This window comes from Lysinibacillus sp. NPDC094177 (assembly GCF_050279145.1).
GTDB lineage: Bacteria > Bacillota > Bacilli > Bacillales_A > Planococcaceae > Lysinibacillus.
The window spans coordinates 160,306-174,299 of record NZ_JBNNTW010000001.1; the positions used below are offsets into that span (position 1 = coordinate 160,306).

At 36.3% G+C, this 13,994-nt stretch carries 13 protein-coding genes; 3 read left to right on the forward strand and 10 right to left on the reverse strand.

Translation table 11 applies throughout. The features are described 5' to 3' along the window. From ACQKNC_RS00790 to ACQKNC_RS00810, 5 genes are all read right to left on the reverse strand, one after another. The coding region (locus ACQKNC_RS00790) for a hypothetical protein (RefSeq protein WP_427423008.1) at positions 1-298 on the reverse strand (298 nt) is incomplete at its 3' end. 326 nt (positions 299-624) lie between these two features. After that, positions 625-2,055: a PLP-dependent aminotransferase family protein gene (locus ACQKNC_RS00795; protein WP_427423009.1), complete on the reverse strand. Its 1,431-nt coding sequence runs from the start codon at positions 2,053-2,055 to the stop codon at positions 625-627. A gap of 406 nt (positions 2,056-2,461) precedes the next feature. Continuing rightward, positions 2,462-3,253 (reverse strand): putative hydro-lyase, encoded by a 792-nt coding sequence (locus ACQKNC_RS00800; RefSeq protein ID WP_427423010.1) that lies wholly within the window; start codon positions 3,251-3,253, stop codon positions 2,462-2,464. 65 nt (positions 3,254-3,318) lie between these two features. Further along, positions 3,319-4,536: an NRAMP family divalent metal transporter gene (locus ACQKNC_RS00805; RefSeq protein WP_427423496.1), complete on the reverse strand. Its 1,218-nt coding sequence runs from the start codon at positions 4,534-4,536 to the stop codon at positions 3,319-3,321. 40 nt (positions 4,537-4,576) lie between these two features. Continuing rightward, positions 4,577-5,341 carry a LamB/YcsF family protein gene (locus ACQKNC_RS00810; RefSeq protein ID WP_427423011.1) on the reverse strand — a complete coding sequence of 255 codons (765 nt, stop codon included), beginning with the start codon at positions 5,339-5,341 and terminating at the stop codon, positions 4,577-4,579. A 276-nt stretch (positions 5,342-5,617) separates the two neighbouring features. On the opposite strand from ACQKNC_RS00810, the gene pxpB reads away from it, so the two are divergent. Then, positions 5,618-6,358, forward strand: coding sequence for a 5-oxoprolinase subunit PxpB (gene pxpB / locus ACQKNC_RS00815; protein ID WP_427423012.1), 741 nt, complete (start codon positions 5,618-5,620; stop codon positions 6,356-6,358). After that, a complete protein-coding gene (locus tag ACQKNC_RS00820; protein ID WP_427423013.1) occupies positions 6,349-7,338 on the forward strand; it encodes a biotin-dependent carboxyltransferase family protein in 990 nt (329 codons plus the stop codon). The genes pxpB and ACQKNC_RS00820 overlap by 10 nt, the downstream gene beginning before the upstream one ends. 123 nt (positions 7,339-7,461) lie before the next feature. Here ACQKNC_RS00820 and ACQKNC_RS00825 read toward each other — a convergent pair whose 3' ends face one another. The 5 genes from ACQKNC_RS00825 to ACQKNC_RS00845 form a co-directional block, all read right to left on the reverse strand. Next, positions 7,462-8,220, reverse strand: coding sequence for an IclR family transcriptional regulator (locus tag ACQKNC_RS00825; protein WP_427423014.1), 759 nt, complete (start codon positions 8,218-8,220; stop codon positions 7,462-7,464). A 241-nt stretch (positions 8,221-8,461) separates the two neighbouring features. Next, a complete protein-coding gene (locus ACQKNC_RS00830; RefSeq protein WP_427423015.1) occupies positions 8,462-9,712 on the reverse strand; it encodes an MFS transporter in 1,251 nt (416 codons plus the stop codon). Between the two features lie 658 nt (positions 9,713-10,370). Further along, complete coding sequence (phaC, locus tag ACQKNC_RS00835; RefSeq protein WP_423474251.1) at positions 10,371-11,459, reverse strand: class III poly(R)-hydroxyalkanoic acid synthase subunit PhaC; 1,089 nt, start codon at positions 11,457-11,459, stop codon at positions 10,371-10,373. A gap of 64 nt (positions 11,460-11,523) precedes the next feature. Then, positions 11,524-12,306, reverse strand: coding sequence for a 3-oxoacyl-[acyl-carrier-protein] reductase (gene fabG, locus ACQKNC_RS00840; RefSeq protein WP_368635717.1), 783 nt, complete (start codon positions 12,304-12,306; stop codon positions 11,524-11,526). Positions 12,307-12,357: 51 nt separating this feature from the next. Next, positions 12,358-12,861: a polyhydroxyalkanoate biosynthesis repressor PhaR gene (locus ACQKNC_RS00845; protein ID WP_402984489.1), complete on the reverse strand. Its 504-nt coding sequence runs from the start codon at positions 12,859-12,861 to the stop codon at positions 12,358-12,360. Positions 12,862-13,562: 701 nt separating this feature from the next. Here ACQKNC_RS00845 and phaQ point away from each other — a divergent pair. Beyond that, a complete protein-coding gene (gene phaQ, locus ACQKNC_RS00850) occupies positions 13,563-13,973 on the forward strand; it encodes a poly-beta-hydroxybutyrate-responsive repressor (protein WP_427423016.1) in 411 nt (136 codons plus the stop codon). Positions 13,974-13,994: the final 21 nt, after the last annotated feature.

The following is a 13,994-nucleotide window of genomic DNA, read 5'->3' on the forward strand; positions in this document are numbered from 1 at the left end:
CACAGATAAAACATTTGTTGCTGTCGCTTCGCTTTCGCACAGATAAAACATTTGTCGCTGACGCTTCGCTTTCGCACAGATAAAACATTTGTTGCTGTCGCTTCGCTTTCGCACAGATAAAACATTTGTCGCTGACGCTTCGCTTTCGCACAGATAAAACATTTGTTGCTGACGCTTCGCTTTCGCGCAGAGCAAGTCTTCCTGCGGGCGAGCGTCGAGCCGCTTCCTCCGCTAGTGTTGTTGCTGTCGTTGCACTTTCGCACAGATAAAACATTGCTGCCGCTACGTTAGCACTCACGCTTTCGCACAGAAAACATCCGCTCCGTGCAGGGTCTCGTCTGTCTCGCTTTCCCGCGGGAGTCGAGTAGCCCTACGCTACAATCAGTTAAAGTGGGAATATAATAGCAAAATAGCAACAAAAAAATCCTTTTTTTCGCTCAATAATAAACCTATTTTTTCCTAATCAACACTCCTCATAAAAAATAATTAGTAATTAGGCTATATCGATGTTTTATCATCCACCTCTCAATGATAAGGGATTTATATTTTTTATAACCATCCACTTGGATGCTTTTTTGACCATCCATTTATCTTAAGAATAAATATTTTTAACCATCCAATTGTCTATATACTATTAAGTGCTTCTGCAAACCTTTTGATTCCTTCATCTATTGAATCTTCATCTTCCTTTGCGAAAGTAAAACGAACAAAACCATCTTTGGATCCCAGTGTAGAACCAGGAGCAAAAATGACGCCTCTTTTAATGGATTCTTCAAGCAATTGGGTTTCATTATAATTTTTAAGTATTTTACACCATATATGAATACCACCTTGAGGAATTGAATATTCCACCTGATCTTTTAAATAAGTATCAAGGCTTTTTACAATTTTATCTCTCCTTTTTTCTAATTCCTTAATTAAACTCTTTATATGAATATGAAAATTTTCTGATTCTAAAAAATCATTCGCTATCCATTGTGTAAAGCTAGAATGACCGAAGTCGATTTGTTGTTTCGCATCGGATAATCTTTCAATCACTGATGTTGGGCCAATAATCCACCCTATTCTTAATCCTGATGCAACAATTTTGGACAAAGAACTAATGTATAATACGTTCCCATTCCTATCCATTGATTTAAGGGTAGAGATTTTATCACCTGAAAAAGCTGTTAAACTATAAGGATCATCTTCTACTACTGGAATTCCAAGCTTTGAGGAGATGTCTAAAATCGTTTCTTTTTTCTTTTTATTCAATAAGGAGCCCGTTGGATTTTGAAAATATGGATTTAAAAAAATCATTTTTATTCGGTGTTTTTTATATAATGACTGCAAATCTTCTGGGTTCATTCCATCCTTATCGACAGGTAAATAATGTACTTGTATACCTACTGATTTGAAAATTGGAAGATTATAATTGTAAGAAGGATCTTCTATTGCTATTGCATCACCAGGCTTTAACAAACATTGTACAATTAAATGTAGTGCTTGTTGCGCTCCTGATGTTATCAGTATTGAAGAAGGATTTGTTTCGATTCCCCGACATTTTTTCACGTGTTTTGTAATGGTATTTCTAAGGATTTCATTCCCCTGTGGATGATCGTATCCTAGGCTTCCAATATAAGAACGTGTTGACGTTATCTCGCTTAAAAAACGTTTTGGGAAAAGTTCTTCTGACAATTCACCGGAAGCTAAATTTATTAATTTATGTTCAACTGCTTCCTTTCTTATTTTTTGCGTTACAGGTTGACTAGGTAAAAAAGAACCCGCCTCAATATACCTATTCCAGCTAGGAATCCGTTTTTTTGTTAAACCCCATATATCTTTACTAATAGTAGTACCACTTCCTCTATTTCTTTCAATTAACCCCATCGATTCTAATTCGTTATATGCATTAACGACAGTACTTCTGTTTAAATTTAAAGCACTAGCTAAATATCTCTCTGAAGGCAATGGTTTATCAGGTGGAAATGTACCATCAGCAATTCCCCTTTCAATATATTCTGCGAGTTGTTTATAGATAGCTTTTTTCGCTTTTCTATCAGGTTTCCAATCCATATATACGCACCTCATTATGTCCTTCAAACTTGCTTAAAATCTTTCTTCTTATAGCAGTGTTATTCCTAGTAAAAGATTATATATTAATATTATTTCAATTGTAATTAACCATCCACTTCATTGCTATTTTAGCCATCCACTAAAAAAATCAATCCTCATTTTCTATTTTATAACCAATGTTACAATAATTGTGAAATCAATTATCCCTCGGCATAATTGCGTCTATTTCTTTACCCTCAAGATCCATGAATTGAACGACACCCTGGCGCTTTTGAAAAAAATCAAAGCTGGTGAAATTTTACGACGAGTAAAATTTCACCAGCTTTTTAGATTTCAGAAATTGGTTCTGACCCAACCTCTTGACGCTTACTTATGAAGAAAATAAATAGATGTCTTCGAACATACCTTAAAGTATACTCAAGCTTGTTTCCTTTATATCAGTGATTAGCATATGACCAGGTGCATGGGTAATTATAATAGAAGGTTTACTTTCCATTGCTACTGCCTGAGGGGTTACGCCACAAGCCCAAAATACTGGTATTTCGCCTGGCTTAATGGACACGGCATCACCGAAATCTGGTTTTGAAATATCCGTAATACCTATTTGTTCTGGGCTACCAATATGAATTGGTGCACCGTGTACATTTGGAAAACGCGAAGTAATTTGGATTGCACGAATCGCATCCTCTGGTGTCATAGGGCGCATACTGACAACAGTTGGTCCTTCAAACACACCTGCTTTTTCACACGCGATATTTGTTTTATACATTGGCACATTACAGTTTTCTTGAATATGTCTTATTGGAATACCTGCTTCAAGAAGAGGTGTTTCAAATGTAAAGCTACACCCTATTAAAAAACCTACCATATCCTCTTCCCAATAATCTGTAATATCTAATACTTCTTCAGTTAAAATACCATCCCGATAAATACGATATTTCGGAATGTCCTTGCGAATATCTGCATTTTTAGCAATTTTTGAAGGTATAAATGATCCAGGTTCTGTCACGTCTAATAATGGGCATGGCTTTGGATTTCGCTGACAAAATAATAGAAAGTCAAAGGCATGCTCCTTCTTCAAAATCACTAAATTTGCTTGTGTAAACCCAATCGACATGCCAGAAGTTGGTTCAGAGATTTCTTGATTGCGAATAAGTTTACGGATTTCATTCGGCTCTAAAGCACTATATGTTGTCATCATCAATTCACTCCTAATAAATTAACCATCCATGAAAAGATGCTCATGGATGGTTGGATGTTAGATTAACTAAAAATTTTTGGAATTTCTTCAATAAATGTATTAATGCTGAGATATCCCATAATAACAACTACAATTGCTCCAGTTACAGTTAACCAACGTGGATGCTTATATGTACCTACAATATCCTTTTTGTGTGCAGCGACTAACATAATGCCAAGTGATAATGGTAAAATCAGTGCATTTAATGCACCTACCAAAATTAACACATTAACAGGCTTTCCAACCAAGGTAAAAGTTAATGTTGAAATGACGATAAATGCTATAATTACCCAATTGTGATATTTCTCAATGTTAGGGTGGAATGAACGAATAAATGAAACGGATGTATAAGCTGCACCTACAACAGAAGTAATCGCTGCAGCCCACATAATCATACCAAACATGCGATAACCAATATTACCGGCAGCTAGTTGGAAAACAGATGCAGGTGGATTGGCAGGATCAATAACTAAACCTTTTGAAACAACACCAAGAACCGCTAAAAATAAAGCAATACGCATTACGCCAGTAATCAAAATCCCTGTCACAGAGCTTTTTGTTACTTCTGGCAAGGATTCTTGTCCTTTGATGCCAGCGTCCAAAAGTCGGTGACCACCAGCAAAAGTAATGTAACCTCCAACTGATCCACCTACCAAAGTTACAATAGCAAACCAACTAATTTCTTTAGGCCAAACGGTGTTCACAATTGCTTCTCCTACAGGTGGTGAAGTTTTAAAAGCAACGAATAGCATGAGTAAAATCATGACACCGCCAGCAATTTGCGCAACCTTGTCCATTGCCTTCCCTGCTTCTTTATAGATAAATATGAAAATTGCAAAAAGTGCACTTATAATGGCACCCATAATTGGATCTACGCCAAGCATTGCATTTAACCCTAATCCAGCTCCAGCAACGTTACCAATATTGAATGCTAAACCACCTATAACAATCATAATTGCAAGGAGAACACCTAATCCAGGTAACACCTTATTGGCAATTTCTTGCCCTCGCAAGCCAGAAACAGCAATGATTCGCCAAACGTTTACCTGTGCGACAATATCTAGAATTAATGAAATTAAAATGACAAATCCAAAGCTAGCCGCTAATTGTTGTGTAAATACTGTCGTTTGCGTTAAAAAACCTGGTCCGATAGATGAGGTTGCCATTAAAAAGGCTGCTCCTATTAACACACTCTTACTTGCTGTTTTCTTAACAAATTTACCTTTTTTCTCTTGCTCGATCGCTACTTCACTAACTTCCGTTTTTTTTGCTACCATTGACTTACCCCTCCTTGATTGCACGTACTGATATTTGATGTTCTGCTAATTTTGAATGAATATATTTTGCAAACTCTACAGCATGTTCCCCGTCCCCATGAATACAAATACTATTTGCCTGTAATGGGATTTCGATTTGCTGTTGTGACAGCACAATTCCCTCTTTCACCATTCTCACAACCTGATTTACAGCTTGTTCCTTATCGGTAATCAATGCATCAGGTTGTTTACGAGATGTTAAAGAACCATCCTTTTGATAGGTACGATCTGCAAACACTTCATGGGCTGTTTGAAGCCCTATTTTTTCTCCGGCTTTTGTTAATTCACTACCTGAGAGACCGAATAACACAAGTGAAGGTGAAATATCATAAATGGCTTGTGCGATTGCCTCAGCAATCGCTGGATTTTTAGCAGCCATATTATAAAGTGCCCCATGTGGCTTAACATGCTGCATGGTTTCATTGTAAGTCGTTAGAAAACCTTGCAATGCTCCAACTTGATAAATAACCATATCATAGGCTTCCTGTGGTGTGATGTTCATCTCACGTCGTCCAAAGCCATTTAAATCCGGTAATCCTGGATGTGCCCCGATTTTCACACCATTAGCAATGGCTAGCTTAACTGTCTCTCGCATGACTGTTGGATCTCCAGCATGGAATCCACAAGCAATATTAGCTGAGGTTACATATTTTAAGATTTCTTCTTGCTCTCCAAGTCGATAACGACCAAAACTTTCCCCTAAATCACAGTTTAAATCAACTCGAAACATCTTCTTCCCCCGTTTTCTTCCCACTAAAGTAGTTATAATGAATACGTTTACAAATAATTTGTACCGATATTCGGAACTTAAGTTTTGAAATTTAAAAAAATCTTAACATATTTTATAATTACTGAAAAGTATAAATTTAAAATTTTGAGAAAGAATATTTTTTTAAAAATTTTCATTTAAATTAAACTTGTTTTCGTTTATTGTTTAAATATAATATTAATAATCCGTTATTTAAAACTGTTATACCGAATTACGAAACTTCAGGAGATGATTTTTATGCTGAATTTAAAAGAGAATGTACATATAAGACCTTTGAGCGATTCTGCACTAGTCATACATGTAGGTGAAGGAATCAGTGAGGCAATTCACAACAAAGTTAAAAATATATTGAATTTATTAGAGAGACATCCATTTGAAGGATTCATCGAGGTTGTGCCTGCCTATAATAATGTGACAGTTTATTACAATCCGATTGAAGTATACTTTTCAAATATAGAAAAAGGAGGCGAAATGCCTTACGAAAAGGTGAAAGCAACCATTCTTTCTTTAATGAACCAATCTTACATAGTTGAAACAACAAAGGAACGTGTCGTAAAAATCCCTGTAGTATATGGTGGTGAAATGGGACCAGATCTAGAATTTGTAGCCTCTTATCATGGTTTAACACCTAATGAAGTCATTAAAATTCACTCTTCTGTAGAATATCTTGTGTACATGATAGGCTTTGCTCCAGGTTTTCCATTTATGGGAGGAATGGATAGACAAATTGCAACACCTCGTAAAGAAACTCCACGGCTATCGATTACTCCGGGATCTGTTGGAATTGCGGGAAATCAAACAGGAATTTACCCATTAGAAACTCCAGGTGGATGGCAAATCATCGGACGAACTCCTTCTCGTTTGTTTCTACCTGAACAATCTCCTCCAACCTTATTACAATCGGGTGATCGAATTCAGTTTGTACCAATTTCGATGGAAGAATATAAGAGTGATTGGGAGATGGAAACATGGGCATAAAGGTATTACAGCCAGGTATGCTGGCAACCATTCAAGACCTAGGAAGATATGGGCTACAAAAGTTTGGTGTAATCGTCGGAGGAGCAATGGATTCAATTTCCTTACGAATTGCGAATTTACTTGTTGGAAATTCGGAAGGAGAAGGCGCTCTAGAGGTGACACTTTATGGAACAGCCCTTTTATTTGAAACTGATGAACTGATCGCCATTACAGGTGGCAATTTACAGCCTACAATAGACGGAAAAGAAGCACCAATGTGGCGACCACTTTTAATTCAAAAAGGCTCTGTTTTAAAATTTAATACTGCGATTAGTGGTTGCCGAGCCTACGTATCGTTTAGTGGCGGAATTCAAGTGCCCAAAGTGATGAGCAGTAAAAGCACCTACATACGTGCTGGAATTGGAGGATTTCAAGGAAGAAAATTGCTGAAGAATGATGTCTTTGAATTAGATAGCCGATCAGAGTTAGGAGAGGATCTTTTTAAACAATTAAAAAAAGAACCAACGCACCTTTCTTGGTCCGCTGATTACACATCCTTTGTTACATTAAAAAAAACGCAAACAATCCGCTTCATAAGAGGCTCTGAATATCAGTATTTCGATGAGGAGAGTATAAAAAAATTCCTTTCAACGCCTTACACTATCACAACACACTCAGATCGAATGGGCTATCGATTAGAAGGAGAGGTTATTCAATTAAAAGAGCCATTTGAATTATTATCCGAAGGGGTTACATTTGGAACGATTCAAGTGCCCTCCAATGGGCAACCTATTATTTTAATGGCAGATCGTCAAACAACTGGTGGATATCCTAAAATAGCTCAAGTGATTTCTGCCGATTTACCATCATTAGCACAAATGCAAGCAAATGGTCGAGTCTATTTTAAAGAGGTCACTCTTGAAGAAGCTCAATTGGCATTAATACATCAAGAAAAGAAACGAAATGAATTAGCATTTGGGCTCCGTTTAAAAAGGTTATAGAAGAGTTAGAAGCTATTCAATTGTCCATAATCCGATTATTTATGTAGTAATATTTTCTAAAAAAGTTGACAAATTTCAGCGCAAAATGGGTAATCTCAAATGACTTTTGAGACTACCCATTTTTTAAAGCTGTTCATACCCCAATTGTTTAGAAATCTCTGCGGTAGCCTTCTTAAGTTTATCGACGAAGATTTCAACGTTTTCCCCTCGATAATTGGTTTCTAGTCCCGCAATACTCATTGCTGCAACGACTTCACCTTTATGATCGTAAATCGGTGCTGCAACAGCAGATGTATAATCTTCTAATTCTGAATGGCTGATTGTATAACCAAGTTCTCTAGCCTGCACAATCGTTTCAAAAAGCCTTTCCTTTTCTGTAATCGTCCCCATTGCAAATGATTTAAGTTCTACCGATTCGAGATATTCCTTTATGTCTGCATCCGGTAAAAAGGATAATACAGCACGAGGGCATGCCCCTGCATAAAGAGGACTTTTTCTACCAATTGCAGTATAGAGTCGAACTTTTTGCTTCGTATCTATTTTCTCAATATAAACAGCATCGTCACCATCACGAACGATTAAATTAATTGCTTCTTTTACATCATTATGTAACTCATTCATAATTGGAGCTGCTATTTTTCGCACATCTAAGCGCATTGATACTAGATGTCCAAATTTAAGGAAGAGAATGCCTAACCTATATTTTGCATCAGTTCCCTTTTCTAAAAATTCCATTTCCTCAAAAGATTTCAACATGCGGAAAGCAGAGGTTTTAGGGATTCCTGATAACTCAATTACTTCTTGAAATGACAGTTCAGTATGATCGATAAATAAATTTAAAATATCCATTGAACGGATAACCGTTTTATTATTATTTGTCAATTTAAGTTTTCTCCTCCTTTTATACTAGATTTAATCTAAACATAATTTTTCTATTCTTAATTAATAATTATACCTAACATCTTACTATTTTTATATACCTTGTAAATCAGGTTGACAAAGGAATAAAAAACAGGAGCAGAGAATGGTTGCTTTCTTCCATACTCTTTACCCCTGCTTGTTATTCTTATTTTGATTCCCTCGATTACTATGCTAGTTAAAAAATGAGGATAATCTTTTTTTGTCATACTTTCTGACGTTTTTCCTTCAATAAAATCACTCCTATCAAACCAACGATGGAGAAGATAACCGGCGTGATGAAACCATAGTAATATCCATCAAATAGATTTCCTGAAGTTGATTGAAAATGGTCCAATATATATCCAAAAATGATGGGTAGCAACACAGCACTTAGAAAGCCGCCCGTATTCGCAATCCCTGAAACAATTCCAGACTCTTCTAGATTAAAAGATTGACGTACAGCTGCAAACGTTAATGCACTTGCCCCATATCCAAAGCCAATGATAAAGAAAATAATAATTAGAAAGACAAAGGAAGGATGCCCTTTAAATAAAAGGAAAGAAAACCACCCTAATAAAACAATGATATGAACGACAATATAAGGTCTTTTAATTGTTTCTAACCGACTTGAAATCCAACTAGCTAGAGGTGCTCCAATAAGTGCCCCGATAAGACCGATCATAATCAGCTGGCTGGCATCTGACCGAGTCATGTCATACATATTCATCCCATATGGTACTGCCCACGAACTGATAAACCCTACATAACCGCCGACTACCCCAAAATGGCAAAAGAATAGAGCCCACGCTTGCGGATTTGAAAATATTCTTCGTAGTAAAACTGATGTTTTTTCACGTTGCACTTCTGCTGTATCAGCTACTTGCTCATCCCCCAAAATTTGTTTTGTTTTTTTTACAAGTACAAAATAAAGGAGAATGCCACATAAACATAAGAGTAGTCCTACTGAGAAAAATGTTACCCTCCAACCAAATAAAAGTATCCATGAGGAGAATGGTACTGTCGCCAATAAGAAACCAAGACTTCCTGTCATGCCCGCCAGGCCAATTAATCGAACAAATTCCTTTGTATGGAACCATTTGGCCAAGATTAGCACCATGTTAACCCATATGGTCGCATCCCCTACCCCAGTTAGTATTCTGGCAAAAAACAGGACAAATTCATGTGTACCCAGACTATAAATAATTGTACCTAAACCTGTAAGAGTAGCTCCAATAATTAGAAAAAAATTTGGCCCAAATCGATCCGCTAAAATCCCCATCGGAATTTGCAAACTCGTGTAGACAAAAAATTGTATACTTGTCAATAACCCAATCGTTGATGCTGTTACATTAAAATCTCGCATCAATTGGTCTGTAATCAGTCCTGGGGCGGTTCGTTGACTCGCCATTAACAAATAAGTAAATAATACAGAAACAAATACAACCCATCTATATCTGCTATTTTGTTTGTCCAATGATTTCTACTCCTATTAGCTTTTTACTATATATATGAAATACAGATAACGTTAAAACCTGTTTTTCAAAGTAGTTTTATGATTTGAATTTGGTTGAAAATGCTTTTAGATCTCAATTTTCAATATAAAGCATAAATTCTTTTTGAAATTTAACACGTCTCCCGACACTTTTATTAACATACTTAGAATCTAAAAAAACAGATACTTCCTTTTCTCGGTCCAACCCACTAAACTGATTCACATAAGGTTGTGAAGTAAGCCGGTTTCCTCATACGAATTCAAAGATTCCAGCGCCCAGACGACTTTCCTTCACTTCTACTATAAAAAATTAGTAGCACAAACCATGGCCTTGGTTTGTCCTACTAATGTTAGTGTGTTTCCGGGGGGCGTTCAGCCGGAACGGAAATCAATGAGCATTCTAAAATCAATACGCTCTTTAATCAAATGTCATCCCCGACTTTTGGTGATGAACCACAATTCAACACCTTTGTAGTTAATCTTTGAAAAACCGAGATAGCTGTATATAGGAATTACTCAAACAAAAACGTAGCAGAAATGACTTGGCAATAATCGCCCACTGTCTTTCTGACTACGTTTTTTTGAATGTTCTTCATGCACAATTTTTTTATTATTTTTTTACGACTAGCACTAAACACCGTTAGATAGATGCTTCTGTTAGCCAATTTTCGATGAATGGATGGATTTCGTTAATTGCTTTTCGGCCAGTTACAACAGATACATGACCTGTATTTACATAATGAAGTGTTTTATTTTTACTTGAAACTTTGTCATTGAGCGGCTCAATTTGTTGTGGTAGAACAATATTGTCACGCGTTGCGACAATATTTAACAAATTGGCTTTGATTTTGGAAAGCTCAACCTTGTGTCCACGGATATAGAGCTCATCTCTAATCAACTTATTTTCTTGATAAAATTCACTAATCCACTGTCTGTATGATTCACCAGGGAACGGAATCCCATCGTTAAGCCATTTTTGCATAAGCTTCCAGTTTAATACGAAATCTTCATTCTCTACTCGATCTGCAAGACTGATGTATGGGCCGTAAACATTCGAAATTGGATTTAGCAGTTTATTGCCATAATCAATCATTTCGAATGGTACATTGCCAAGTGTATCGACTAACTGATCTAAATTGAAGTATCGCTTATCCAACCAATTTGAATAATGTCCAGCATCTTCAAAATCAATTGGACTCGTCAATAAAATAAGATTTCGAATCGGCAAGTGCGGATGAAGTGCAGTAAAAATAGCTGTCATTGTCCCACCCATGCAATAGCCAAGAAGTGAGATCTCTTTTGCCGCAGAAGTATGAAGCACCTTTTTTACAGCACGCGGTATATAATCCAATATATAATCATCTAGTTTCATGTGTCGGTCTTCATGACCAGCTGTTCCCCAATCTAACAAGTAGACATCATGTCCCTGATTTGTTAAATGCTCGATTAAGCTGTTGCCCGGATAAAGATCCAATATATATGGTTTATTAATCAGGGCATAGATCATCAGAATCGGAACTTTATTCGTTTTCTTTAATGCAGGCTGATAACGATATAACTTTGTTTTGTTTTTTGTCCAGACTACTTCTTTAGGTGTCTGGCCAACTTTGGGTTCAGGTTCCCTTGTAATGACTTCTGTCAAACGTCTGAAACGATTAAAACTTTTCTTAGAATCTCCTTGCATTTGATTGATCCAATCTTCTAATTCTTGCGTACCAAGATTCATCATGCGACCCCTCCTTCAGTATCGTTCACCCATAAAAAGAGCTTCTCTAGGAAGCTCTTACCATTAGTTACATATACAATCCGCCGTTTACATTGATTTCTTGACCGGTAATATAACTCGACTTTATGAGGAATAGAACCGTATCAGCAACCTCATCAGTTTGCCCTAAACGTCGCATTGGCACTTTAGCAATTATAGATTCCTTCACATTTTCTGGCATCGCCAAAACCATCTCTGTCTCAATGAAACCTGGGCAAATTGCATTTACAGTAATACCATTCTTTGCAGTCTCCAGCGCTAGTGATTTTGTAAAGCCCAGTAATCCAGCTTTCGAAGCCGAATAGTTTGTTTGACCGAAACCACCAGATTGACCGATAATTGAACTGATATTGATAATTCGTCCATATTTCTGTTCGAGCATATGATTGATTACTTCAGATGTCGTCTTAAATACACTATTTAAATTGACATTAATTACTTCTTCCCATTCTTCAATCGACATCTTTCGGAATGTTTTATCTCTTGTAATTCCAGCATTATTGATGAGAATATCAATTTGGCCGTAACGTTCTAAGACTTCCTCAATAAATTTATGGACATTATCTGCCACCATTACATCTGCTTTAAATGCAAATGCAGTGCCACCCTCTTGTTCAATTTCGTGAACAATGTCATCTGCTTTTCCCGAACTACTTTGATAGTTAATCGCAACTAGTGCTCCATTTCTTGCTAATACCTTAGCAATTTCTGCACCAATACCACGTGACCCACCTGTGACAACTGCTACTTTTCCTTCAAGAGGCTTTACATATTCAGCTGGTTCTAAAACATTTGGTTGCAAATGTACCATAATTGAAATCACTCCTAATTCGTAAATGTTTAAAAAAATGAGAATTAAGTATTATTTCTTTGTGTTTGTATCCTCTGATGTTGATTGTGGTGTCGCCTTTGCCTCAGGCTGTGTTGCTTCAGTTTTCGTTGCAACGATGACTTCACCTATTTGTATTTTTTTATCCAGTTCTGTTAAAGCTTCTAACACCTTGTCGAATTTCTTCTCCAAGTTACCAACAGAACGTTTTAATTGGTTAATCTCTTTTGTCACTGTTTCACTATTTTCATAGAGTTGATGATCAATATCATCGATTTTATCTTCTAGGTTGATGACAAGTGAGGCAACATTTGCGACTTCATCTCGTGTAGGAATATTTGCTTGTTTGAAATAAGCTTCTGTAAAATTACTGATCATTTTATGATATTGCAAATAACTAGATTGGATTTTGCCTAACCCTTCAGAGAAGGATTCTTTTCCAAGTGTATCCTGAATAACGTCATGCCATGCCTTTTCAGTATGTTCGTACATATCCTTCCACATCGTAAAAGGTTCAAATGGAATTTTTTGAGTCAATGAATATCACCTCCTTAAATGAACTACCGTTGAGATCATAACATATATTTTCTATTTTTACAGATTTTTTACTTTTATTTTACAAAAAATTCAAAATATTATTCTTTATGGCTCATCACCAAAAGTTGTGGATGACATTAGTTAAAACGTATGCTATGTATAAAAGTTGATTGGAGTCGAGGCTGGGCGACTCATCGGACGCCTCCAGGAAGCTTTGCTCTGTGCGAAAGCGTAGTGCTAACGTAGCGGCAGCAACAAAATGTTTTATCTGCGCGAAAGCGAAGCGGCAGCGATAAAAGCGCACAGCCGGAACGGAAATCAACCACACGTTTTGGTGATGAACCTTCTTTATGCCTCTAATAAATTGGAAGTCTCATTATAAAATTACCTCATGAAACATTTTACAATCTACACCAAAGTACATGTTTATGTTTCTCTTTATATATTTATGAAAGTAAATTTAAATCTATGATGATTCTCTTTAAAATCAGTTCTTTTGGTGGGTATATAATCTAAGATTTATTATTTTTCTTTTATTAATTGCTTTAATTAGCAGTCGAGTACTACATTACACATTTATAAAAATAGAAAATTCTTCATTATTTTAAAATAATTTACCTCAGATTCCTAAAGTTGACAATTAAAACAGATAGGTGTAATTTACATGTATAAGTATTTTTATATTAGGCAGGTGGATAACGATGGAACATAAACCAGAAAAAGCAAAAAGAAGTAAAACAACAAGTATGGGTACGCCTAAAAATTTTCTTGTACCAATCATGTTGTTACATTTACGTGATTGGAATAGCCATGGCTATGAATTAATGGAGAAAATCATGCAATTTGGGATTGAATCAGTAGACCAAGGGAATTTTTACCGCTTGCTGCGACAACTTGAGAAAGATGCATTAGTAACATCCGAGTGGGATGTTACATCAGGTGGTCCAGCAAAGCGGATTTACTCAATTACAGAAGCCGGTGAACAATATTTGGAAATGTGGGCAGGATCTTTAAGCCATTATCAAAAAATGTTGGATCAGTTTTTCAATTTGTATAATCCCTTTTTCTCCCCTTTTAGATCTGCTTCTCAAACGAAGAATGATGACGACTAACGATAGGATGTTATGCAAAAA